This is a genomic window from Erythrobacter sp. 'gip.4 top 5' (genome assembly GCF_056495765.1).
This window is the reverse complement of the sequence record NZ_CP200270.1, coordinates 2,584,120-2,606,501: the sequence shown is the minus strand read 5'-3', so window position 1 is coordinate 2,606,501 and position 22,382 is coordinate 2,584,120. Positions and strand designations below refer to the sequence as shown.

At 62.8% G+C, this 22,382-nt stretch carries 22 protein-coding genes; 12 read left to right on the top strand and 10 right to left on the bottom strand.

Annotated features, from left to right (window positions below; genetic code table 11):
• Positions 1-92 precede the first annotated feature (92 nt).
• The 7 genes from ACRANW_RS12630 (at position 93) to ACRANW_RS12600 (ending at position 7,226) form a co-directional block, all read left to right on the top strand.
• Positions 93-1,523, top strand: coding sequence for an efflux transporter outer membrane subunit (locus tag ACRANW_RS12630; RefSeq protein WP_479432122.1), 1,431 nt, complete (start codon positions 93-95; stop codon positions 1,521-1,523).
• Positions 1,520-2,836: an efflux RND transporter periplasmic adaptor subunit gene (locus tag ACRANW_RS12625; RefSeq protein WP_479432121.1), complete on the top strand. Its 1,317-nt coding sequence runs from the start codon at positions 1,520-1,522 to the stop codon at positions 2,834-2,836. The genes ACRANW_RS12630 and ACRANW_RS12625 overlap by 4 nt, the downstream gene beginning before the upstream one ends.
• Positions 2,833-3,555 (top strand): ABC transporter ATP-binding protein, encoded by a 723-nt coding sequence (locus tag ACRANW_RS12620; protein WP_479432120.1) that lies wholly within the window; start codon positions 2,833-2,835, stop codon positions 3,553-3,555. The genes ACRANW_RS12625 and ACRANW_RS12620 overlap by 4 nt, the downstream gene beginning before the upstream one ends.
• Entirely contained in the window at positions 3,555-4,751 is a 1,197-nt protein-coding gene (locus ACRANW_RS12615; protein WP_479432119.1) for an ABC transporter permease, read from the top strand. Before ACRANW_RS12620 ends, ACRANW_RS12615 begins: the two co-directional genes overlap by 1 nt.
• A 60-nt stretch (positions 4,752-4,811) precedes the next feature.
• Positions 4,812-5,291: an rRNA maturation RNase YbeY gene (gene ybeY / locus ACRANW_RS12610; RefSeq protein ID WP_479432118.1), complete on the top strand. Its 480-nt coding sequence runs from the start codon at positions 4,812-4,814 to the stop codon at positions 5,289-5,291.
• 27 nt (positions 5,292-5,318) lie between these two features.
• A complete protein-coding gene (locus ACRANW_RS12605; RefSeq protein WP_479432117.1) occupies positions 5,319-6,248 on the top strand; it encodes a hemolysin family protein in 930 nt (309 codons plus the stop codon).
• 93 nt (positions 6,249-6,341) lie between these two features.
• Complete coding sequence (locus tag ACRANW_RS12600; protein ID WP_479432116.1) at positions 6,342-7,226, top strand: LysR family transcriptional regulator; 885 nt, start codon at positions 6,342-6,344, stop codon at positions 7,224-7,226.
• On the opposite strand, the gene ACRANW_RS12595 is transcribed toward ACRANW_RS12600, so the two are convergent.
• The 7 genes from ACRANW_RS12595 to ACRANW_RS12565 form a co-directional block, all read right to left on the bottom strand.
• A complete protein-coding gene (locus ACRANW_RS12595; RefSeq protein ID WP_479432115.1) occupies positions 7,223-8,086 on the bottom strand; it encodes a lysophospholipid acyltransferase family protein in 864 nt (287 codons plus the stop codon). The genes ACRANW_RS12600 and ACRANW_RS12595 overlap by 4 nt on opposite strands.
• Positions 8,087-8,095: 9 nt before the next feature.
• Positions 8,096-8,518 carry a Fur family transcriptional regulator gene (locus ACRANW_RS12590; protein WP_479432114.1) on the bottom strand — a complete coding sequence of 141 codons (423 nt, stop codon included), beginning with the start codon at positions 8,516-8,518 and terminating at the stop codon, positions 8,096-8,098.
• 163 nt (positions 8,519-8,681) lie between these two features.
• Entirely contained in the window at positions 8,682-9,134 is a 453-nt protein-coding gene (locus ACRANW_RS12585; RefSeq protein ID WP_479433946.1) for a Ros/MucR family transcriptional regulator, read from the bottom strand.
• 113 nt (positions 9,135-9,247) lie between these two features.
• A complete protein-coding gene (locus ACRANW_RS12580) occupies positions 9,248-9,769 on the bottom strand; it encodes a GNAT family N-acetyltransferase (RefSeq protein ID WP_479432113.1) in 522 nt (173 codons plus the stop codon).
• Positions 9,766-10,395, bottom strand: coding sequence for a tRNA (adenosine(37)-N6)-threonylcarbamoyltransferase complex dimerization subunit type 1 TsaB (tsaB, locus tag ACRANW_RS12575; RefSeq protein WP_479432112.1), 630 nt, complete (start codon positions 10,393-10,395; stop codon positions 9,766-9,768). The genes ACRANW_RS12580 and tsaB overlap by 4 nt, the downstream gene beginning before the upstream one ends.
• 51 nt (positions 10,396-10,446) lie before the next feature.
• Positions 10,447-11,055: a malonic semialdehyde reductase gene (locus tag ACRANW_RS12570; RefSeq protein WP_479432111.1), complete on the bottom strand. Its 609-nt coding sequence runs from the start codon at positions 11,053-11,055 to the stop codon at positions 10,447-10,449.
• A 31-nt stretch (positions 11,056-11,086) separates the two neighbouring features.
• Positions 11,087-11,665 (bottom strand): NifU family protein, encoded by a 579-nt coding sequence (locus ACRANW_RS12565; protein WP_479433945.1) that lies wholly within the window; start codon positions 11,663-11,665, stop codon positions 11,087-11,089.
• A 96-nt stretch (positions 11,666-11,761) separates the two neighbouring features.
• Between ACRANW_RS12565 and ACRANW_RS12560 the strand changes: the two genes are divergently transcribed.
• The 5 genes from ACRANW_RS12560 to ACRANW_RS12540 all read left to right on the top strand — a co-directional run bounded on the left by ACRANW_RS12560 (position 11,762) and on the right by ACRANW_RS12540 (position 19,779).
• Positions 11,762-14,782 (top strand): M16 family metallopeptidase, encoded by a 3,021-nt coding sequence (locus ACRANW_RS12560; RefSeq protein ID WP_479432110.1) that lies wholly within the window; start codon positions 11,762-11,764, stop codon positions 14,780-14,782.
• 136 nt (positions 14,783-14,918) lie between these two features.
• The gene (locus ACRANW_RS12555; RefSeq protein ID WP_479432109.1) at positions 14,919-16,304 is read left to right on the top strand and encodes a class II 3-deoxy-7-phosphoheptulonate synthase; all 1,386 of its coding nucleotides are present in this window, start codon (positions 14,919-14,921) and stop codon (positions 16,302-16,304) included.
• Positions 16,305-16,492: 188 nt separating this feature from the next.
• On the top strand, positions 16,493-17,776 hold the full coding sequence (gene egtB / locus ACRANW_RS12550) for an ergothioneine biosynthesis protein EgtB (protein ID WP_479432108.1): 1,284 nt from the start codon (positions 16,493-16,495) through the stop codon (positions 17,774-17,776).
• 1 nt (position 17,777) lies between these two features.
• Positions 17,778-18,764, top strand: coding sequence for an L-histidine N(alpha)-methyltransferase (gene egtD, locus ACRANW_RS12545; RefSeq protein ID WP_479432107.1), 987 nt, complete (start codon positions 17,778-17,780; stop codon positions 18,762-18,764).
• A gap of 46 nt (positions 18,765-18,810) precedes the next feature.
• Complete coding sequence (locus ACRANW_RS12540) at positions 18,811-19,779, top strand: NAD(P)/FAD-dependent oxidoreductase (protein ID WP_479432106.1); 969 nt, start codon at positions 18,811-18,813, stop codon at positions 19,777-19,779.
• Here ACRANW_RS12540 and ACRANW_RS12535 read toward each other — a convergent pair.
• Genes ACRANW_RS12535 through ACRANW_RS12525 form a run of 3 tightly spaced genes read right to left on the bottom strand, consistent with a single transcriptional unit; the run spans position 19,752 to position 22,382 of the window.
• Positions 19,752-20,540: an FkbM family methyltransferase gene (locus ACRANW_RS12535; protein ID WP_479432105.1), complete on the bottom strand. Its 789-nt coding sequence runs from the start codon at positions 20,538-20,540 to the stop codon at positions 19,752-19,754. The two genes, ACRANW_RS12540 and ACRANW_RS12535, sit on opposite strands and share 28 nt — an antisense overlap.
• The gene (locus ACRANW_RS12530; RefSeq protein WP_479432104.1) at positions 20,533-21,705 is read right to left on the bottom strand and encodes a hypothetical protein; all 1,173 of its coding nucleotides are present in this window, start codon (positions 21,703-21,705) and stop codon (positions 20,533-20,535) included. Before ACRANW_RS12530 ends, ACRANW_RS12535 begins: the two co-directional genes overlap by 8 nt.
• Positions 21,702-22,382 (bottom strand): HAD family hydrolase, encoded by a 681-nt coding sequence (locus ACRANW_RS12525; RefSeq protein ID WP_479432103.1) that lies wholly within the window; start codon positions 22,380-22,382, stop codon positions 21,702-21,704. Before ACRANW_RS12525 ends, ACRANW_RS12530 begins: the two co-directional genes overlap by 4 nt.

Genomic DNA, 22,382 nt, shown 5'->3' with positions numbered 1-22,382 from the left:
GGATCGTGACCGGTTGGGTCTCAGGGGGCAGGCATCGTGGTTCAGGATCAGCGTTGGGACGGAGCATGACGGCTTGCGGCAAACGGCGCCGGATGGGTGCGGTACGGTACACCGCGCCGCTGTCGGTCGCCGTGCTGGCTTTGGCGGGTTGTGCCATCCCCAGGGACGCGCCGCCGCCGATGGCCAATGTTCAGGCGATTCCGGAACGCTGGGTCCTGGCCGAGCCTGAGGGCGCTGACATTCCGCTCGATCAATACTGGCTGCTGCTTGATGATCCGCTGGTAGAGCAATTCGTTGCAGAGGCGCAGGGCAATAATCTCGATCTGGCGCAGGCCGTCACCCGGTTGCGTGCGGCACGAGCCGGCTTGCGTCAGGCCCGCGCCGCACGCTTGCCGCAAATAAGCGGCAGTGGCGGGGCCGGCCGTGATGTCGGGGACTTTGCCAGCAATGATGTGCTGTTCTCGCTGGGCGGCGATGTCGCGTGGGAAGTGGACGTTTTCGGGCGGCTGGGCGCTTCGGTTGATGCAGCGCGCCGGGATCTTCAGGCCGCAGGCTATTCGCTGGGCGATCTGGAGCGGCTGGTCGTGGCGCAGGTGGCCGGACAGGTGGTAACGGCACGCTCGCTCGCCGCGCAGCTTGCCATCGCACGCGAAACGCTCGCCAATCAGGACGATAACCTCCAGATTGCGCGCTGGCGCAACCAGGCCGGTCTGGTCGCCAGCCTCGATGTCGAACAAGCCCGCACGCAGCGCGCGCAGACGGCGGCCACCATTCCGCTGCTCGAAGGCGATCTCGTCGCGGTATCCAATGCGATCTCCACGCTGATCGGTGAGCCGCCGGGCCGCGTCTATCGCGCTTTCATAGATGCACCGCGCAATGTGCCCGCACCGCCGACCGAGGTTGCACTTGCAGTTCCGGCCGACATGCTGCGCCGCCGTCCCGATGTGAGCGGGGCCGAAGCGCGGCTGGCGGCCGATCTTGACCGTATCGGCGTGGCGCGCGCGCAGCTTTATCCGCTGGTGCGCCTCAGTGGCACAATCGGCACCAGCGCCACCAGTGCCGGCAATCTGCTCGACATCGTGACGGGCAATGTCTTTGCTGGCCTGACCCAGCTGATTTTCGATGGCGGGCGCGTGCGCGGGCAGATCGAGGGCGCTGAAGCGATTGCAGATGGATCGCTGGCGGCCTGGCGGCAAAGCATTCTTCTGGCGCTGGAAGAGGTCGAAAGCTCCGCGGTCGATCTTGATACCAGCGATGAGCGGGTGATAGCCCTTAACGAAGCCAGCGACGGCGCGCAGAACGCGGCCTTGCTGGCGCGCAGCCAATATCAGGCCGGGTTGATCGACTTTCAGACGCTGCTGGTGATCGAAAGCCAGTTGCTGAACACGCGCACCGCCGCGGTCAACGCCGAAGCGGCGCGGGCGCTTGCCTTTATCAGCCTGGCGCGATCGCTGGGCGGCGGATGGTCGGTGCCCGAAGGCGCTGGCATTCAAGACATTGCGGCGAGGGGGCCCAACGAGTGACCGATACGATCAACCCGCCCGAACAGGAACAGCCGAGCGTCGATGAGTTCCTCGGCACCAAGCCGCGCCCGCGCTGGCGGCGATGGATGAAGTATTGGCTGCCCGGCCTGCTCATCGTGCTGCTGGTGCTGGGGATCGTGCAATGCACCAGCGATGGACCCAAGCCCGATTACATCACCACGCCGGTTGCGCAGGAATCGCTTTCGCTGTCAGTGACGGCCACCGGCAATCTGCGCCCGACCAATCAGGTCGAAGTGGGCGCGGAAGTCACCGGTCCGCTCGATAGCGTGCTGGTCGATGTCAACGACCGCGTGACCAAGGGGCAGGTGATCGCGGTGATCAACACCGAAATCATCGATCAGCAGATCGCGCAGGCCCGCGCCAATCTCAACGCGGCGCGCGCGGCCCGTGCGCAGGCGCAGGCAGTGCTGGATATCGACAAGGTGCAGCTTAATCGCCTCGAAGAAGTGCGCCGCCTTTCGGGCGGACGCGTGCCCTCGCAGATCGAGATTGAACAAGCCGAAGCCGCGGTGGAGCGTGACAGCGCGGCTGTTGCTTCCGCGCGCGCCAATATCGAGGCGGCTGAAGCGTTGCTGCGCGGCAACCTTACCACACGCACCCGCGCCGTGATCCGCGCGCCGGTGACCGGCGTGGTTCTCGCCCGGCGGGTCGAGCCCGGCCAGACCGTGGTGGCGAGCTTCAATACCGTCACGCTGTTCGTCATCGCGGAAGACCTGTCCGAAATGCAGCTGCGCGTTTCGATCGACGAGGCGGACGTCGGCCAGGTCAACGCAGGGCAGCAGGCAACCTTTACCGTCGATGCCTATCCCGGCCGGCGGTTTCCGGCCACGCTGCAACGGGTCGATCTGGCATCGAGCAATACTGTGCAAAGCGCGACCGGCGGAGCGGCAACAGCCGCCGGTGGATCGGTTGTCAATTATGAAGCGCGGCTCGCCGTGCAGAATATCGATGGCCTGCTGCGCCCCGGCATGACCGCGACGGCCACCATCGCTACGCAGAACACCGGCAATGCCCTGCTGGTCCCTAACGCCGCGCTGCGCTTCCGTCCGGATGCCGAAGAGGAAGGCGGCGGCGGGGTGTTCCAGCCGCAGATCGGATTGGAGGACCAGAAACAGCAGGCCAGCATCGGCGAAGGCAGCCGCCAGCAGGTGCAGGTGTTGCAAGCCGATGGCACGCTCAAGGCGGTTGATGTGGTTACCGGCCGCAGTGACGGTCGCCGCACCGTGGTGCGGTCCTCCGCGCTGAAACCCGGAATGAAGGTCGTCACCGGCATCAAGGCGGCGGGCCAGTGACCGAAGAACCCCTGATCCGGCTGGAAGGCATAACCAAGACCTTCGGTAGCGGAGCGGCGGCGTTTCAGGCGCTGAAGGGGATTGATCTCACCATTGATCGCGGCGAGTTCGTGGCGATCATGGGGCCATCAGGCTCGGGCAAGTCGACCACGATGAACATACTGGGTTGCCTGGATGTGCCCACCGGCGGTGTCTTCCGGTTTCGCGGGGTTGAAGTGCAGAAGCTTGACCGCGACCAGCGCAGCCTGCTGCGCCGCCGCTATCTCGGCTTCGTGTTTCAGGGGTTCAACCTGCTGGCGCGCACCACCGCGTTGGAGAATGTCGAACTGCCGCTGCTCTATCGGGGCGAAAACAAAACCCAGCGACGCGAATCCGCCTTGCGCGCGCTCGATCAGGTAGGGTTGGTGCCGTGGGCGTCGCACAGTCCGGCAGAGCTTTCGGGCGGGCAGCAACAGCGGGTCGCCATTGCAAGGGCGCTCGTGACGCAGCCCGATGTGCTGTTGGCGGACGAGCCGACCGGCAACCTCGACAGTGAGCGGTCGGTGGAAATCATGCTGCTGCTGCAACGCCTGAACCGCGAAGGTATCACGGTGCTGATGGTCACCCACGAGGAGGAGATGGCCGCCTACGCCAAAACGATTGTGCGGTTTCGCGATGGGTTGGTGGAAACAATCGAGCGCGGTGCACGCGTGCTCGCGCCCGAGAGCGGGGCCGTCTGATGTTCGGATCGACGCTCCTTTTGGCTTTGCGCGAAATCCGCCGCCACATCCTGCGTTCGATCCTGACGACGCTCGGCATTATTATCGGCGTGGCTGCGGTGGTGACGATGGTGACTTTGGGCAACGGTGTTACGGCGTCGGTGCAGGAAGAGATTTCCTCGCTCGGTGCCAGCAACTTCATCATTTTCCCGGTGCGCACGACCCGCGGCACAATCCGGCCCTTCGACGAAGCGGACGTGCGCGCGGTGGAACAGCAGATCGCCGGAGTGGAACTCGCGGCGGGCAGTGTCGGTGCGCCCAGCACGGCGTTTTACAATGGGCAAGATTGGGACACCCGGGTCGAGGGGGGAACCAATGACCTGCTCCAAGCACAGTCGATCAAAATCGAGGAGGGCCGCCCCTTCACCGCGGACGAGGAGCAAGCGGGCAAGAACGTCTGCCTGCTCGGTATCAAGGTGCGCGACGCGATTTTTCCGCCCGCCACCAGCCCAATCGGCGCAAATATGCGGCTGGGCGATATCCCCTGCCAGGTGATCGGCGTGATGGAAGAGCGCGGGCAGGGCGGGGGCGGCGCGGATGATGACGATGTTGTGTTCATGCCGTTGAAAACCGTTCAGCGGCGTTTTCGGGGCAATGACAACCTCGATTATTTCGTGGTCAAATACGATGCCGCCTACGCTGCGACCGCCATCCAGGATTCGCTGGTCGACCTGCTGCGCGAGCGGCGCTTGTTGCAGGGCGAAGAGCCCAACGACTTCAATGTTATTGATACCGCGCAGGTCAATCAGGCGCTGGGCGCGGTGACGGGCGCGCTGACGGCGATGGTGGCGGTGATCGCCTCTATCAGCCTGCTGGTAGGCGGGATCGGCATTATGAACATCATGCTGGTGTCCGTCACTGAACGCACCCGCGAAATCGGTATTCGCCTGGCCATCGGCGCGCTGGCGCGCGAGGTGCGTTTGCAGTTCCTCACTGAAGCCGTGGTGCTGTGCGCGCTGGGCGGACTGGTGGGGATTGCGCTGGGCTTTGGCGCTTCGATCGGACTGGCCGCGCTGATTGACGTGCCGTTTGTGTTCGATCCAATGATCAACATTGTCAGCTTCGTCTTTGCGGCCGGGATGGGAATCGTGTTCGGGTATTATCCCGCCAGCCGCGCCTCCAAGCTCGACCCGATCGACGCGCTGCGACACGAATAGATCGGGGGTTGCAAGCGGGCGTTTCGCCATCTTGCGTTTGGCGCTAAGGCGCGGCGCATCATGGATCTGGATATCGACATCGAAGACTGGCCGGCAGGTGCTTGGGAGGCGCTTGCGGATCGCGCGGCACAGGCGGCCGGCGACGGCGAGCCGCTGCTGGCCAACCCGCGCTTAATGGCGAGCGTCTTGTTCACATCTGACGCCGAAGTCCACACACTGAACCGTGAATGGCGGCAAAGAGACAAGCCTACCAATGTGCTCAGCTTCCCGATGCTTGAGTGCGCCGAACTGGCAAACCTCGACCCCGACGGCCCGCCTGTGATGTTGGGCGATATCGCACTGGCGTACGGAACCTGCGCGCGCGAAGCGGCGCAAAAGGGCGTCACGCTGGAGGACCATGCCATCCATCTGATCGTCCACGGCCTGCTTCATCTGGCGGGCCACGACCATGTCGACAGCGATGAACAGGCCGAGGCAATGGAGGCGCTGGAAACAGCGATACTTGCCAAACTGGGCATCGCTGACCCATATGGCGATTGAAACCACGTAGGAGCTGTTTCGAAGGCCATGGCCGATTCCCATTCGCCCGCATCTCAATCCGGAGACGCGGACAGTAGCAGCGGGCTTTGGCCCGCCTTGCGTAAAATCCTTGGCTTTGAAGCTGCGCGGTCCTTGCGCGAACAGCTGGAAGAAGCGATCGACGATCACGAGGATGAAAACGGCGCCTCGGGTTCCGATGCCGGCGGCAACACCGGCGGCGACCTGTCACGGGTCGAACGGCAGATGCTGCGCAATCTTCTGCACTTTTCCGAACATGACGCCGATGACGTGGCTGTGCCGCGCGGCAAGATCATTGCCGTTGACGCCGGGATCAGTTGGGAAGCCATGGTTGCGGCGTTCAGCGAACACGGGCATTCGCGGATGCCAGTCTATCGTGAGACGCTGGATAGCGTTGTGGGCATGATCCATATCAAGGATATTTTTCCCTTCCTGGCCAATGGCACCCCGCCGCCGGCCGACTGGACCACGCTGATGCGCCAGCCGCTTTACGTGCCGCAGGCCCGCGGGGCGCTGGATGTGCTGGCCGATATGCGCACCCAGCGCGTGCATCTGGCCATCGTGCTGGACGAGTTCTCGGGCACCGATGGGCTGATCACCATCGAAGATCTGGTCGAGGAAATCGTCGGAGACATTGAAGATGAACACGACGATGCGCCCGAGGAACTGATTACGCCGATCGGGGAAGGCATGTGGGATTGCGATGCCCGCGCCGAGCTTGACGATGTGGCCAAGCTGGTTGACCCGCGCCTGGCGGAGGTTGCGGAGTCGGTCGACACGCTGGGTGGTCTGGCCTTTGTGCTTGCAGAGCACGTCCCGCCGGTTGGAACGGTGCTGGAACATCCCAGTGGCTGGCGCATTGAAGTGACCGCAGGGGACGAAACCCACGTCACCCGGCTCCGCCTGCACCCGCCCGAAGATGCGAATGACGTGCAGTAGGCGCAAGCAATTGCCGCTTTAGGCATTTTTTCTTCGATTTTTTGCATCCCTTTGGCGTTTGAAGCGTATCTCCTGTCACCAAGGAGAGATTTCATGCCTGCACGTCGTTTGCCCCCTTTGCGCGCGCTTGAAGCCTTTATGCGCACGGTTCGCCTGGGTTCAGCCCGTGCAGCGGCGGAGGAGATTGGACTCAGTCCGTCGGCATTGTCGCGGCGGATCAGCAACTTGGAAGAATTCGTCGGCAAAAAGCTGTTCACGCGGGCGCGCCAGTCGATGCAGCTAACCGATGAAGGGCAGGCCTTTTACGAAGCGGTCAATCCGCACATGGAAGCGCTTGCCCGTGCGGTTGAAAGCCAGTCCGACAACATTGCGTTGCTGCGGCTCCGGCTAGGTGTGTTGCCGATGTTCGGCAGCCAGCGGCTGTTTCCGCGGCTGGGCGAACTGCGCAAACGTCACCCGCTGCTGCATATCGACATCGACACCGCGCCGCATCTGGAAGACCGGGTCGGCGACACGCTCGATGCAGCGATCATCCTGTCACGCGGTCCGGCGAGTGGGCTTCATGCGGTGCGGCTTGACCACAATCTCGTCCATGCGATCTGTTCCAAGGACACCGCTCGCGCGATCGGCGCGGATATCACGCCCGAGGTGATGACCAAGCAGACCTTTCTGATCCACAACGAGTTGCCCGAAAGCTTCATGGCCTGGAAAAAGGCCAATGCGCTCGATACGATGGATCCCGCAGCCATTGACCACTACGATTCCGGCGCGCTGATGCTGGAAGCCGCCGCGCAGGGCCTTGGCATTGCGATCATGCACGACGATCACCTGCGCCGTGCGAATGACAACCGCCTGACCAATCTGCCGGGCAAGCCGGTGGAAAGCCCCTATTCCTACTGGTTTGTCTGCAAGCCGGTGGCGCTGGAAAGCCGCCCGGTGCGGATTTTCCACGATTGGCTGGTGCGCGCGGCGCTTTAGTCTGCAGGTTCGCTGGCTTTGGCTTCATAGCGCACCGGTGGGACCGTGTGCGCAAAGGCGCGCAAGGGATGGCCCAGAACAGCGACCAGCGCGTCCTCGATCCGACGGCGCGATTCCATGCTGATCGCCTTGCGCCCGCGGAAATCTTCCGGTGAGAAGGGTTCGAGATAATACAGGCGTACCTTGAAACTGCCTTTGCGGGAAAGAACGCGCTTTGCGTTGTTCAGCCCGCTTTCCTCGCCGATCCACCCGATCCATTCGGCAACGGGGCCATAATCGACGATCACCGGCTGCACCAGCACGCCCGGCGGGGGCGGTTCGAGGACGGAGAGCATCGAGGTCTTGAACGGCAGCAGCGATTGGCCATCGGTGGTGGTGCCTTCGGGAAAGACCGTGACTGACCAGTTATCGACCAGCGCCTCCTTCAGCGCATTGATCTGTTCAGCCACACCCATGCGGTTTTCGCGTTTTACGAAGACCGTGCGGTTCAGGCTGGCGAGCCAGCCGACCATGGGCGCGTCGGCCAGCTCTGCCTTGGCGACAAAAGCCGTGCCGCTGGCACCCGCCAGCGCCAGAATATCGACCCACGAAATGTGATTGGAGACAAAGAAGACATCGCGTTTCAGATGGGTGCCGTTCACCTCCACCCGCGCGCCGCACACCCGCGCGGCATAACGCAGGAACAGCATCGGAAAGGGCGAGCCATAGGACAACGCCCGGTAAAGGTAGTGTAGCGGCACAAACACCAAGATCAGCGCAATCAGCGCCAGCGCACGGGCCCCAATCCGCATCCAGCCAAGCGCGGATATCGGCGTTGTCTCACCGCGTGCGGCGGCCTGCCGAAGTTCCCAATCGGTCATTATACGGCGTCAGTCATTGCGGGACAGGCGCACACCGTAAAGCTCCATGCGGTGATCGACGAGGCGATAGCCCAAGCGTTCAGCGATCTGGCGTTGCAGGGCTTCGACTTCGGGATCGACAAATTCGACGACCTTGCCGGTCTCGACATCGATCAGGTGATCGTGATGCGCTTCGGGCACGGGTTCATAACGCGAGCGACCGTCGCCAAAGTCATGGCGGTCAAGAATGCCTGCCTCTTCGAACAGGCGCACCGTGCGGTACACCGTGGCAATCGAGATGCGCGGATCAACCGCGGCGGCACGGCTGTGGAGCAATTCCACATCGGGGTGATCGTCACTGTCTGAAAGAACCTTGGCAATGACCCGGCGCTGTTCAGTAATGCGCAGGCCTTTTTCGGCACACAATTGTTCGAGATCGATTTTCTGGTTCAAGGAACGCTCCATCGCCAAGTGCGCCGCCCCGGTGGGATGCGATCGCCCGAAAGCAAGACAGCCTCATCCCTACAGGGACGAGGCTGCTTGCTCAAGCGGGCCGTCTGCCCTCTCAACAGGGGCGGATTGACCGGCTGGGGATGATGCGACCGGAAGGCGAGCGTTATGCCGGCTTTTTCGGGCGACGCGCCTTGGGCGTCACGGTGGTGCCGGGCTTGCGACCCAGACCGATCTTCTTTGCAAGATCGCGGCGCTTTTCGGCATAGTTGGGTGCGACCATCGGATAATCGGCGGCCAGGCCCCAACGCGCCCTATATTCTTCGGGGGTCATATCGAAATTGGTCCGAAGATACCGCTTCAGCATCTTCAGCTTTTTGCCATCTTCAAGGCAGACAATGTAGTCAGGCTTGATCGAATTGCGGATCGCAACCGCAGGCTGCGGCTTGGGTTCTTCAACTTCAATTTTTTCACCAAGATTGGCGAGCGCGCCATAGACGTTGATGATGAGTCCGGGGAGATCAGTGACGGCGACATCATTATTGCTGACATGCGCTGCGACGATGTCGCTGGTTAGCGTTATCAGAGTTTCATTCATATTGATTTCCAGATCCTGCATGAGTTCCTCTTTAACGGCGTTCAATATGCGCCGGTTACTATCTCATGGATCAAAGCGCCAATCTTGGCAACCGATGTGCTCTCCTTGATCACCACATTGCGATCAATGGAGTTCTATTCAATCGAACGTGCAAAAGTAATAGCGTCAACACGCTCGCCATTGGCCATGCGGTAATAGTTACGCCGCTCGCCAATCGGTTCAAAACCAAACCTGCGATACAATTCGATTGCAGGATTGCCGCGTCGCATTTCCAGAAAGATGCGGACGACACCCCGCAATTTCGCTTTAGCAAAAAGAAGTTCGATCAGCGCTGCTCCGACACCGCGTCGCCGTGCGCCGGGAATGACCGCGATCAGCAGCAATTCTTCCTCGTCGAGCACATGGCGGGTCAGCACAAAGCCCGCTGGCGTCCGCACCGCAACAGAGCCTTCGGGATCTTCTTCGCTGTCCCCAATCGGCTTGCCGCTCGCGTCGACCACAACGGCATGGGTGCTGGACAGCGTCAGTGCATCGGCTACCTGCCGCCGGTTCCAGCCTTCGCCATAGGCGGGATCGAAGGCTGCTTCCATCACCGCCATAATCCGGTCGATAATGGCTGAATCGGGCGCAGAACTGGACGCTGGGCGGGGAGTCATGCTGGTTTGCGGTCGGCCATCGGAATTGCATCGGCGCCGCGGCCATAGATCGGGGCGAGATGGCCGGTCAGCAACACTTGGGGCACGCGATCAATCTGCGCTGCATCGGGTAGCAGGCCTATGGCCTTGTACGGATCGCCCAGCAGCGCCGCAAATTCCTCAGCGCGGTTGCCGGCGACAAGTTGTTGCGCCCCGGCGCCAATGGCGGCTTCCGGCGCAAGGGAGCGCAGATCGTTGGTCGGCAGGCCATCGGCTGCGAAATCCTGAACGAACCATTCGCCATGTCCGCCGTTCATGCAAACCGTGACAGGCGAACCGGGATTAGCTTGCTGCGCCTGCGCCGCGATGAGCGCCAGCGTCGGATAACCGCGTACGTCGGCGCCCCAGGCAAAGCCCAGCGCACGTGCCGTGGCAAGACCGATGCGCACACCTGTGAAACTGCCCGGCCCCAGCGAGACAAGCAGCGAATCGGCGCGGCCCTTGTCGGGCAGCGCGCCGATCATTGGCACCAGCGCCTCAGCGTGGCCGCGCCCCATCACGCGATGTTCATGCGCGATCAGGTGCCCGTTATCAAACAGGGCAACACAGCAGGCCTCTGAGGCGGTTTCGACGGCAAGCATCCGCATGGAATGCGCCGATGCCTCACACCGGGCGCAGGCGCAAGCGTGCTTTGCGCGTCAGGCGATCCGGTTGAACTTGGCAAACTCCGGACGCGGGCTGCGATCGTAGACGCTGTCCTTATCGCCATAGCCGACCGAGCAGATGAAATTGACCCGGTGGCGCGGTTCATCTGCGAAGAACGCGGCATTGACGGCATCGGTATCAAATCCCGACATCGGCCCGCAATCCAGCCCGATCGCGCGTGCGGCAAGCATCAGATAGGCACCCTGCAAGGAAGAATTGCGGAACGCGCCTTCCTTGCGGCCTTCTTCATCGCCATCGAACCAGCTTTTCGCGTCGGTATGCGGGAACAGCCAAGGCAGTTCTTCGTGGAAGTCGATGTCATATCCGATAACGGCGGTGACCGGCGCGGCCGCGATCTTGTCCTTGTTGCCATCGGATGCGCACTCGACCAGCTTGGCTTTCGCTTCGTCCGATTTCACCCACACGATCCGCACCGGCTGCATATTGGCCGATGTCGGTGCCATTTTCATCAGATCCCAGATGGCGTGGAGTTGTTCGTCGGTCACGTCCCGATCGAGCCAGTCGTTGTAGCTGCGCGCTTCGTTGAACAGTTGCGCGAGCGCCGCGTCCGACAGGGCGTGATCGTGAAATTGCTTAGTCATGGGAAATCCCCGTCGTTGTGAAAGTGAATATTCAGGCTGCCCTGACTTCAACCACCTCGGGGACATAATGTTTCAAAAGGCCTTCGATACCGTGCTTCAAGGTCGCGGTGCTCGATGGGCAACCCGCGCATGAACCCTGAAGCGTCAGATAGACCACCCCGTCGCGGAAACCGCGATAGGCGATGTCGCCCCCGTCGCCAGCGACCGCCGGGCGCACGCGGGTTTCGAGCAATTCGTGGATTGCAGAAATGATCTCGGCATCTTCGGGCCGTTCTTCCACCACCGCTTCGTCTTCGGAGGGAACCGCAATTCCGTTGCCCCCTGCGGTCACGAACAGCGGGGCTTCCGAGACAAAATGATCGAGCAGGATGGAAACAACCTGCGGTTTCAACACGCTCCAGTCCGCGCCCGGGGCGGCAGTGACGCTGACGAAGTCCATGCCGAAGAACACGTTGACCACTTCGCCGGTGTCAAAGATCGCCTGCGCCAACGGGCTGGCTTCAGCCGCTTCGGGCGATGCAAATTCGCGGCTGCCCGATGCCATGACAGTCATGCCGGGCAGGAACTTCAGCGCCGATGGGTTCGGAGTGGTTTGGGTTTCTATGTACATGGTCATCATTTAGGCGGCCTCGATGCGCGGGGCAAGGGCGCGCCGATCCAGAAGCATTCACTATCGCTTCAGACTTTGCCGCACTATATGTCAGGGATGAAGTCGATTTTCCGCGCGACCAGCGCTCTCGCCATCCTGCTCGTTCCGTTTGCGCTGGTGCAGCCGCTGCTTGCCCAGCAAGTGCCCACACCCGCGCAGGCGCCGGCCCAGCCGGTCGTTCCCCAGCCGCAATCGCTGCAGACGGGCAGCGAAGTTCCCTGGCTGTATCGCGGCTCGGATGTGCCGGTTGATGACCAATGGCTGTTCGGGGAAATGAAGAACGGTCTGCGCTATGCCGTTCGCCGTAATGGGGTGCCGCCGCGCCAGGTCTCGATCCGGGTGCGGGTCGACGCCGGTTCGCTGCACGAGACCGACAATGAACAAGGCTACGCGCACCTTCTGGAACACCTGTTGTTCCGCGAGAGCAAGTATCTCGGGCAAGCCGAGGCAATCTCGGCATGGCAGCGGCTGGGCGCGACCTTCGGCAGCGATGCCAATGCCGAAACCACGCCGACCCACACCGCTTACAAGCTCGATATTCCCAATATCGATTCGGCCAAATTGGCGGAAAGTTTCAAGCTGCTATCGGGCATGATCCGTGAACCGGTGCTCAATGACGCCAATGTCTCGGCTGAACGGCCCATTGTGCTCGCTGAAAAGCGCGAACGTGGCGGAGCGGGCTTGCGGATGGCTGACCTGACACGCCAGACCTTTTTCGCCGGACAAAGGCTCGCCACCCGCAGCCCGATCGGCACGGACGAGACATTGCGGGCCGCCAACGGCAAGGACGTAAAGGCGTTCTATGACCGCTGGTATCGCCCCGAAAACACCGTGATTGTGGTGGTGGGCGATGCGGACCCGATGGAGCTTGCCGGACTGGTGGAGCAGTGGTTCGGTGACTGGAATGGCACCGGCACGCCGGGCACCGCGCCCGATTTTGGCGATCCTGTACCGCCCGCAGGGGCGCAGGATGACGCTGTGACCGGAGCACCGATTGGCCAATTGGCAGTGGGTGTCGAACCCGATCTGCCGCGCAGCCTCACCTACGCCGTGATGCGCCCGTGGCGGCCGGTCGATGATACGATCGCCTATAATGAAGGCTTGCTGACCGATGCGGTCGCGCAGGCCATCATCAACCGGCGGCTGGAATCGCGCGCTCGCGCAGGGGGCAGCTATCTTTACGCGCAGGTCCAGCAGGATGACTTGTCGCGTTCCACCGATGCCACCTTCGTGACCTTCGCGCCGCTGACGGGCGATTGGCAAGCGGCGCTGGGCGATGTCCGCAGCGTTATCGCCGATGCGCTCGACACGCCGCCAACGCAGGAGGAAATCGACCGCGAAGTTGCTGAATTCGATGTCGTCTTCGCCAACGGGGTCGAACAGGAAAGCGTGCAATCGGCCTCTGACCTTGCCAACAATATCGTAAATGCGGTCGATATCCGCGAAACCGTGGCGTCGCCCAAGGTGGTGCTCGATGTGTTTCGCGGCATGAAGCCGCGCCTCACGCCCGAGATCGTGCTGGAACGCACGCGCGGGCTGTTTGAAGGCACGGTCACACGCTCGGTCTACGTTACCCCGACCGCAGGTGAGGCGGATGTCGCCGCGCTGCGGATGGCGCTGGCGAGCGAGGCGGCGGTGGATGGAACTGCGCGGCTTGCTGCACAAACCATCTCGTTTGATGACCTGCCGTCGGTGGGCACGCCCGGCACCATCACGGCGCAAAAGCCGCTTGGTGTGCTGGAGATCGAACAAGTTGATTTCGCCAATGGGGTCAAGGCTCTGGTGTGGGCCAATGATGCCGAACCGGGCCGTGTGACTGTGCGCGTGCGTTTTGGGGCAGGCTACCGCGCCTTTGACAAAGACAATGCGGCCTATGCCGCGCTGGGGCAGGGTGCCCTGGTGGGTTCGGGCGTAGGCGAACTCGGCCAGAACGAGATTGATCGGCTGGCCACGGGCCGAAAGCTGGGCTTCGACTTCGCGATCGACGAAGCGGTGTTCACCTTCACCGCGCAGACCCGGTCGGAAGACGTGAACGACCAGTTGTATCTGTTCGCCGCCAAGCTGGGGATGCCGCGCTGGGACAAGGATCCTGTGATCCGCGCCAAGGCAGCGGCTGCACTGGCCTACAACACCTATTCGACCAGCCCCGGCGGCATTCTCAACCGCGATCTTGAATATCTGGTGACGGGCGGCGATGAACGCTTTGCAACGCCCGATCCGGCGGCATTGAAGGCCGTCACACCCGAAGGCTTCCGTGACGTGTGGGAGCCGCTGCTGAAACAAGGCCCGATTGAGGTACTGGTGTTTGGCGAGTTCGATCAGGCCGCTGTCATCGAACAATTGCGCCAGACCTTCGGCGCGCTGGCTCCGCGTGAAGCAATTGCGCCAGACGTTGCCGCCCGCGTGCCGGCGTTTGCACCGGAAGCGCCGACACCGTCGGTCGTCACGCATCGCGGCGATGCCAATCAGGCCGCCGCTGTGGTCGCATGGCCAAGCGGGGGCGGGGTCGCGTCCTTGCGGGAAAGCCGTCAGCTGGAAATCCTCACGCAGCTGTTCAACAATCGCTTGATAGAAGCTCTGCGCGAGCGCGCCGGGGCGAGCTATTCGCCGCAGGTGTTCTCCAGCTGGCCGAGCGATCTGGCGAGCGGCGGACGCATCACCGCGCTCGCTCAGCTCGAACCGGAATTCGTGCCGGTGTTCTTTACCGAAGCACAGCGGATCGCACAGGATCTCGCCGCCAATCCGCCCACAGCCGATGAACTTGCGCGGGTGACAGAGCCGCTCAGCCAGATGATCCGCCGCGCATCGACCGGCAATCAGTTCTGGCTCTACAATCTCGAAGGGGCAACGCTCGATCCGCAGCGCACGGCATTGCTGCGCACGCTGCTGGCGGATTATTCGCAGACCACGCCGCAGGTGATGCAGTTCTTGGCAGAACGCTATCTCGCCAAACCCTTGCCCTTCCGTCTCGCCGTCATTCCCGAGGGGCAGGCGTTAGCTGAAGCGCCGACTGCCGGATCGGGTGCCAATGGCAATGCCAGCGCCACTGCGGCGAGCCCCGTGCCTGCAGGGCGTTGATCGGAGCCTTTGCTGACAGTGGGCGGGAAATAATGTTGTCCGAAGCTGCGTTGCCGCTTTACAGTTGAAACGTGCCTCCTGTAGCGGGCGCCCCTGCGGATGAACGCGCGTGCCTTGATAGAAAAGAGTTGTGATTGTGCCCGAAACCTGGACCCCGGAAAGCTGGAAGGCTCACGAAGCGCGCCATTTGCCGCATTATGAAAACGCGGCCGAATTGGCGGAAGCGGAACAGACCCTCGCGCATTATCCCCCGCTCGTCTTCGCAGGCGAAGCGCGCGCGCTGACGGCCGATCTTGCGCAGGTTGCCAATGGGCACGGCTTCCTGCTGCAAGGTGGGGACTGCGCGGAAAGCTTTGCCGAATTTCACCCCAACAACATTCGCGACACCTTCCGCGTGCTGTTGCAGATGGCGGTCGTCATGACCTTCGCCAGCAAGCGTCCGGTGATCAAGGTCGGGCGCATGGCCGGCCAATTCGCCAAACCGCGCTCGGCGCCGACCGAGACGATCGATGGCGTGACGCTGCCCAGCTACCTCGGCGACAATATCAACGGGATTGATTTTGATCCGGTGTCGCGCCGCAATGACCCGCAACGCATGGTGCGCGCCTATTCGCAGGCGGCCGCCACGCTCAACCTGCTGCGCGCTTTTGCGGGCGGCGGCTACGCCAATCTGCGTCAGGTGCACCAGTGGACGCTCGATTTCATGGGGCGCACGCCGTGGACCGAAAAGTTTGCCCAAATGGCCGACCGGATTGGTGAAGCACTCGATTTCATGGAAGCCTGCGGTATCGATCCGGGCACGGTGCCGCAGTTGAAGGGCACCAGCTTCTACACCAGCCACGAAAGCCTGCTGCTGCCGTACGAACAGGCGATGACCCGGCAGGATTCGCTGACCGGCGATTGGTACGCGACATCGGCGCACATGCTGTGGATCGGTGATCGCACCCGCTTCCCCGGCAGCGCGCACATCGAATTCGCGCGCGGGATCGGCAATCCGCTCGGCATGAAATGCGGCCCTTCGCTGGAGCCGGATGCGCTGCTGACCTTGCTCGACCAGTTGAACCCGAAGCGTGCGCCCGGGCGCATCACACTCATCAGCCGCTTCGGCCATGACAAGGTCGAGGACGGCCTGCCGCGCCTTGTGCGCGCTGTGCAGCGCGAAGGCCATCCGGTGGTGTGGAGCTGCGATCCGATGCACGGCAATGTCGTGAAGTCCGACACCGGCTTCAAGACACGGCCCTTCGATCGCATCACCCGCGAAGTGAAGGGCTTTTTCGCCGTCCACCGCGCCGAAGGATCACACCCCGGCGGCATCCATATCGAGATGACCGGACAGGACGTGACCGAATGCGTCGGCGGGGCCGTGGCGATCACGGAAGAACGCCTGGGCGACCGTTACCACACCCATTGCGATCCGCGCCTCAATGCCGAACAATCGCTGGAACTGGCGTTTCTGGTAGCCGAGATGCTCAACGAGGCGGCAGGCGCACGCGATGCGGAGGTCAGCGCCCACGCGGCGTGATTGTGCGCTGTCGGGGTCTGTTTCCCATGCGATTTACCGGCAAAAGCCTGTTCTTGCGATAATCGTGTGTTAGCGCCGCGGCGCCCTCGCGCCCGTTTTCCATGGAACAATGGCCGGCCTGGCGTCTTTTCTGTGTCATGGCGGACGGCTATCGCCCGTGTCTGCGCCATGCGAGAGCAGGAGAGCACGTGCGTCGTAGCGAACATCATACGCCCGCCGTCCCGAGTGGCGACGCCCCTCTGGGTGAGGCTTTTCGTGCTACCCGTGCGCTGACAGAGGCGCTGGCCGCACCGCTGAGCGATGCCGATGCCAGTATTCAGTCAATGGAAGACGCAAGCCCCGCCAAGTGGCACCTTGCCCACACGACCTGGTTCTGGGAAACCTTCCTGCTGCGCGAACACGCGCCCGGTTACAGGCTATTTCGCGACGATTGGCCCTTCCTGTTCAATTCCTATTACGAGGCAGAAGGTGCGCGGATCAGCCGCACGGCACGCGGCATGCTGTCGCGCCCGACACTGAATGAGGTGCTGGAATGGCGCGGTGTGGTGAACGACGCCATGACGCCGCTGCTCGATGATCCGGCGCTTGCGCCCCTGATCGCGCTCGGCGTGGCGCATGAACAACAGCACACCGAATTGCTGCTGACCGACATCAAGCACGCGCTGTTCCAGAACCCGCTGGGAGTCGCCATGTGGGACGGCGCTGCGCTGGCCGCGCTTGCGCCTGCTTCGCCGATGGATTGGCACCGTCACCCTGGCGGGATCGCCTTGGTTGGGCACCAGAGCGCCGATGACCAAAGCGACTTTGCCTTCGACAACGAAGGCCCCCGCCACCGCGTCCTGCTAGAACCCTTTGCCCTTGCCGACCGATTGGTCACCCATGGCGAATGGGATGCCTTCATCGCTGATGGCGGATATCGCGATGCGCGGCTGTGGCTTTCGGATGGGTGGGGCTGGGTCCAGCGCGAAGGCATCACCGCACCGATGTATTGGCGCGACGATCAGCATTACACCCATCAAGGCTGGCAGGCCCGCGATCCCCACGCGCCCGTCACCCACATCTCGCATTTCGAGGCTGATGCCTTTGCCACCTGGGCCGGCGCGCGGTTGCCGACCGAGTTTGAGTGGGAAGCGATCGCCCGCGGACAGGATGGGGCTTCGGCTGTGCCTGCGCATGATCCTGCGGCCGGCAATCAACTGGATGTGGGCGCGCCGCCGCTCCCGATGGGCGGCGCGGGCCTGTTTGGCGATTGCTGGCAGTTCACCCGTTCCGCCTATCTGCCATACCCCGGTTTCCGTACGGCGAGAGGCGCAGTGGGCGAATATAATGGAAAGTTCATGAGTGGACAGGTGGTGCTGCGCGGCGCGTCCTGCGCCACCGTGCGCGGGCATTCGCGTGCCTCCTATCGCAATTTTTTCTACCCCCATCAGCGCTGGCAGTTCACCGGGCTGAGACTGGCCAAGGATGCCTGAGATGACATCGAACACAGGTTTGCAACTGGTCAATCGCGACGCAGGCGGGGTTGATCTGGCGTTCCGCGCCGATGTGCTGGCCGGTCTTGCCGCGCCGCAAAAAGCGATCCCGGCGCGGTGGTTCTATGATGATGCCGGGTCACAGCTGTTTGAAGATATCACCCAGCTTCCCGAATATTACCCGACCCGCGCCGAGGCTGCGATCTTGCGCGACAAGTCTGCGCAGATTGCCGATCTGATCGGGCCGGGGCGGGCTGTGGTGGAGTTCGGCTCCGGCTCCTCGGTCAAGACGCCGCTGCTGCTGTCCGCGATTCAGCCGTCCGCCTATGTTCCGCTCGACATAGCGGGCGATTTTCTGCGGGCATCCTCGGCGGCATTGGCGCAGAAGTTTCCGGGCCTTCCGGTCCACCCGGTCGAAGCCGATTTCATGCGCCGCGTGGAATTGCCTGCCGACGTGGCAGATCTGCCCAAACTCGGTTTCTTCCCCGGCTCGACCATCGGCAACATGATTGCGCGCACCGCGACCGACCTGCTCCGCTCGATGCGTGAGACCCTGGGGGAAGGTGCATTACTCCTGATCGGCATGGATCTGGTCAAGGACACGGACGTGCTGCTGGCTGCTTATGACGACTCGGCAGGGGTCACAGCGCGGTTCAACCTCAACTTGCTGACCCGCATTAATCACGAGCTCGATGGCGATATTCCGGTGGAAGCCTTCCGCCACGAAGCGCGCTGGAACGATACCTTCGCGCGGATCGAAATGCATCTGGTCGCGCATCGGGATGTGACGTTCACCGTCAGCGAACAGACTGTCACGATGCGTGCGGGCGAGAGCATCCACACCGAAAACAGCCACAAGTTCACCAGGCGTTCAGGTCAGATGTTGCTGGCGGCGGGGGGCTGGGAGCCACGGGCGCGCTGGACTGATAAGGGTAAGCAGTTCTCGCTGCTACTAGCCGAAGCCTGCGCCCCGCGATCTGCGCCTTGAAATAGACGCGCGTGAAACTTCGCCGGCTCCCACGCGTTGGCGCGGGATGGATGAACATTGTGATATTCTGATTATCGGTGGCGGTATGGCGGGGCTTTCTGCGGCCACGGCCCTATCGGCGTCAGGCCTGCGCACCATCGTGCTCGACAAGGGGCGCGGTCCGGGCGGGCGAATGGCGGCGCGGCGCGCCGAGATCGCGGGCCAGACGGTCGGTTTTGATCATGGCGCGCAATATTCCACGGCGCGCGACACTGCCTTCCGCGAGAAAGTGGCTGAATGGGAAGCGGCGGGTGTGGCCGCACGCTGGCCCGCTGCGGGCGATGAGGCTTGGGTCGGTACCCCCGGAATGAATGCCTGTGTAAAGGCGATGGCCGAGACGCAAGATGTGCGCTGGGGTGTGCGGGCCGAGCGGCTGGGCCGCACGCCAGAGGGCTGGCAGGTCCACGCAGGCGAGCAGATATTTGTCGCGGCAAATGTGCTTGTAGCCGTACCTGCCGAACAGGCCGCCGTGCTGCTGGCCGATGTCGCACCCGATTTTGCGGCGCTGGCGGGAAGCGTTGAGTCTGCGCCGTGCTGGGCGGTGATGGCGGGCTTTGCCGCGCCCTTGGGCTACGGGTCCGATACCTTCCGCAATGACAGCGGGCCCATCAGTTGGGCAGCGCGCAATTCGGCTAAGCCGGGGCGCAGCGGGGCGGAGACATGGGTGATCCACGCCTCACAATCGCGCAGCCGCGAACTGATCGACCTGCCCAAGGAGGAGGCTGCGCAAACGCTGCTAGCGGATTTCTTCGCTGCAACCGGCACTGCGCCAGCCGTACCGGTGCACCTTGATGCGCATCGCTGGCTTTATTCCCTGCCAAAAGCGTTGACGGGAGCGGGTGGGCGGTTCGATCCGGAACTGCGACTTGGGATCGCAGGCGACTATTTGCACAGTCCCCGCGTTGAAGGCGCCTGGCTGTCAGGCCGGGCGCTGGCGCAGCAGGTGCTTCAGGAGCGGGTTGCCAGCACGTCGTAGTGATGCCCGCGCCCGTATTTCGCAAAGCGGGTGAAGCCGGTGGCGCGCAGCGAGGTCTCGATCTCGCGGGCGCTCGCCCAGCGGTCGTCGACTTCGTAGAAGATTGCTTGGACCTGCGCGAAGCTGGCCGTCTTGGCGAGTTCGGCGATCACCACCGCTTCCAGCCCTTCGACATCGATCTTGACGAACATGGGAAGCTCGCCCGCCAGCAACGGATCAAGCAGCGCTGCGTCAATCGTCTGGATCAACACGCCGCCGCCGCTTTGCCCCTCGCGTCCGATCCCATCGCGCCCGGCTAACGTCGCTGTCCCGGTATGATCGGCGGCCACGCTGATTTCAACTTCGCCCACGCTGTCCGCGATGGCGAGCTTATGCAGCACCGTCCGATCTGCCCCACCATTCAGCGCAACATTGGCCGCAAGCCGCGCATGGGTTGCAGGCACCGGTTCGAAGGCGATGATCGTGCGGCAGTGCGGGTTTTGCGCGGCGATCAGCGAATACAGCCCCTGATTGGCGCCGATATCGACGAACACGAAATCGTCGCGCTGGCCGAAGAGCAAATCGGACAGGTCGCGGCCATAGGTGCCAAAGATGCAATAGCGGAAGGTCGTGTCCTGCCAGTTAGGCACCATCCGCACGCCATAGGCCGATCGCACCGGCCCGTCCCCGCGTGCTGCCAGTACGGGTGACAGGGCGGCGGCCTTCCATTTGCGCAGGGTCTTGACCACGCCGTAACGCCAGAATGCAGTGAGACTAGCCAAGGGAGGGTGTTCCTTCGAGAAAGGCGCCAATCGCATCCGCCGCCCGATCGGCAGAAGCGCGTTCGCTGAGCGAAAAAGTCGCATCGATCAGCGCTTGCTGGGTCGCCGCATAGTCCGGATGAGACGCCACCGCAGCATCAATCGCATCCAGCAGGCCGTCGGCATTATCCAGCACCGGCCCGGCTCGCCAGTGCAGGTAGTTGGGGTCATCCTGCCACGCCACCTTATGTGCGTTCAGGAACAGGCAGGGGCGGGGGCTACGCAGAAATTCATACACTTGGCTGCTGACATCGCCGAGGTAGATGTCCGCGCGATTGGTGTAGCGCATATCGCTGCTGGAGGCGCTGCCGGTGTCGATGTGAATACGCGGATCGGCGCGGGTTTCGGGACCGGGCGGGGTTACGCGGGCAAGGCTGGGCGGATCGACTGTGAACACCCATTTGCGCGCAAACAGCATCACGTGAGGTGCGAAGATCAAGTTGTAGCGGTTCTGGTTACGAAACGCTGCGATCACCGCCGCGCCGTGCCTGAACCAGCTTGAAAGCTTGGGTGAAGGGTGCGGGTTGTAAATCACCACCGGACGCTCTGGCGCGGGGAAGGTGTCGGCAAAGCGATTATCTGCGCACAGATCGAACTTGGGATAGCCGACCATCGCGATCTGTTCCGGCCGCAATCCCGCATCGGCCATCAGCCGGTGGCGGATCTTGGGGCCGGAAACCAACACCAGATCAAACCCTGCGCTTTCCGGGTTGAACCCGATTGCCCGATCGCCTGCGCCGTGGCGGGTGTGGATCAGCTTGAGATTGTCGAGGCCATAGCGGGTCTTGAGCAGCAGCGTTGTCTTCTCCGACACCACCACCGCATCGAAGCTTGCGAAGAAATCGAGATTGTCGCGATAAACGAGCAATTTGGTGGCAGGCACCAGCCGTTCAAACGCATTTGCCAGCGCCTGCGAACCCCCGCGCTTGAGGGCAAGCTGCACCAGCTCGATGCGCGCCAGCAGCGCCGGATCGGCCTGTCTTGTGATTTCCTGGCGGATGGCGTCCTTCACGTAAGCCAGGACGATGCGGTGTTGCCCGCGCGCCGCCAGCGCCAGCGCAATCGGAAGAGAATGCGCCAGCTGGTGCGTCTGGTCGTGATTGAACAGGAAACAGATGCGTTTCATGCCCTGGTGCTTCTCTCCGCAAAGCGCCAATCGGCTTGCGCCCATCCGGCCTGTGGCTTGGCGTAGCGGCCCACCAGCACGCCCGCATCAGCGAAGTTCAGGATCGGCGCGTCGCTGGCGTGATCGGTGTAAGCGGTGATGTGGCAATCGGCGCGAGCAAGGCCCTGCGCAGTCAGCCATGCTTCGACGCGGATGATCTTTTCGGCACCGTAGTTGTTTGCGCCGTCGATTGTGCAGAGCAGGTTGTCGTGGGCATCGCGCTGGTGACGGGTGGCGATACAGGCGTCAAAGCCGATGGCTTGGGCCATCGCCTCGGCATAGATTTCGGGCGCGGCAGTGATGAGCACAAGGGTTGCGCCCAGCGTTCGGTCCGCTGCAATCTGAGCGCGCGCGCCAGGCTGGATGTTGCGTGCCAATTGCCGTGCCACGAAAGCGTCGATCCGGGGCTGAAGAGACGTATTGCGCACTTGGCGCCCGACCAGCAGGCGAAGGCCGAACTGCTTGAGCGGCTTTCTGCCATAGAGTTTTGCTTTGTAGCCCAGCATCGCCAGCACCCACAGCGGTGCGCCCAGCAGCCGCAGCGGATTGCCGCTTGCCGCCATGTGGACAAGGAACGGCGTGAACGTCGGCGCGCGGGTCACCGTGCGGTCGAGATCGTAAAGAGCGATGCGCTGCAA

Bases quoted from the DNA above. Each gene is read 5' to 3' on its own strand.
- ACRANW_RS12630 (WP_479432122.1), top strand. From the start codon at position 93: ATGGGTGCGGTACGGTACACCGCGCCGCTGTCGGTCGCCGTGCTGGCT.
- ACRANW_RS12615 (WP_479432119.1), top strand. From the start codon at position 3,555: ATGTTCGGATCGACGCTCCTTTTGGCTTTGCGCGAAATCCGCCGCCAC.
- ybeY (WP_479432118.1), top strand. From the start codon at position 4,812: ATGGATCTGGATATCGACATCGAAGACTGGCCGGCAGGTGCTTGGGAG.
- ACRANW_RS12605 (WP_479432117.1), top strand. From the start codon at position 5,319: ATGGCCGATTCCCATTCGCCCGCATCTCAATCCGGAGACGCGGACAGT.
- ACRANW_RS12600 (WP_479432116.1), top strand. From the start codon at position 6,342: ATGCCTGCACGTCGTTTGCCCCCTTTGCGCGCGCTTGAAGCCTTTATG.
- ACRANW_RS12595 (WP_479432115.1), bottom strand. From the start codon at position 8,086: ATGACCGATTGGGAACTTCGGCAGGCCGCCGCACGCGGTGAGACAACG.
- ACRANW_RS12585 (WP_479433946.1), bottom strand. From the start codon at position 9,134: ATGCAGGATCTGGAAATCAATATGAATGAAACTCTGATAACGCTAACC.
- ACRANW_RS12580 (WP_479432113.1), bottom strand. From the start codon at position 9,769: ATGACTCCCCGCCCAGCGTCCAGTTCTGCGCCCGATTCAGCCATTATC.
- tsaB (WP_479432112.1), bottom strand. From the start codon at position 10,395: ATGCGGATGCTTGCCGTCGAAACCGCCTCAGAGGCCTGCTGTGTTGCC.
- ACRANW_RS12570 (WP_479432111.1), bottom strand. From the start codon at position 11,055: ATGACTAAGCAATTTCACGATCACGCCCTGTCGGACGCGGCGCTCGCG.
- ACRANW_RS12565 (WP_479433945.1), bottom strand. From the start codon at position 11,665: ATGTACATAGAAACCCAAACCACTCCGAACCCATCGGCGCTGAAGTTC.
- ACRANW_RS12560 (WP_479432110.1), top strand. From the start codon at position 11,762: ATGAAGTCGATTTTCCGCGCGACCAGCGCTCTCGCCATCCTGCTCGTT.
- egtD (WP_479432107.1), top strand. From the start codon at position 17,778: ATGACATCGAACACAGGTTTGCAACTGGTCAATCGCGACGCAGGCGGG.
- ACRANW_RS12540 (WP_479432106.1), top strand. From the start codon at position 18,811: ATGGATGAACATTGTGATATTCTGATTATCGGTGGCGGTATGGCGGGG.
- ACRANW_RS12530 (WP_479432104.1), bottom strand. From the start codon at position 21,705: ATGAAACGCATCTGTTTCCTGTTCAATCACGACCAGACGCACCAGCTG.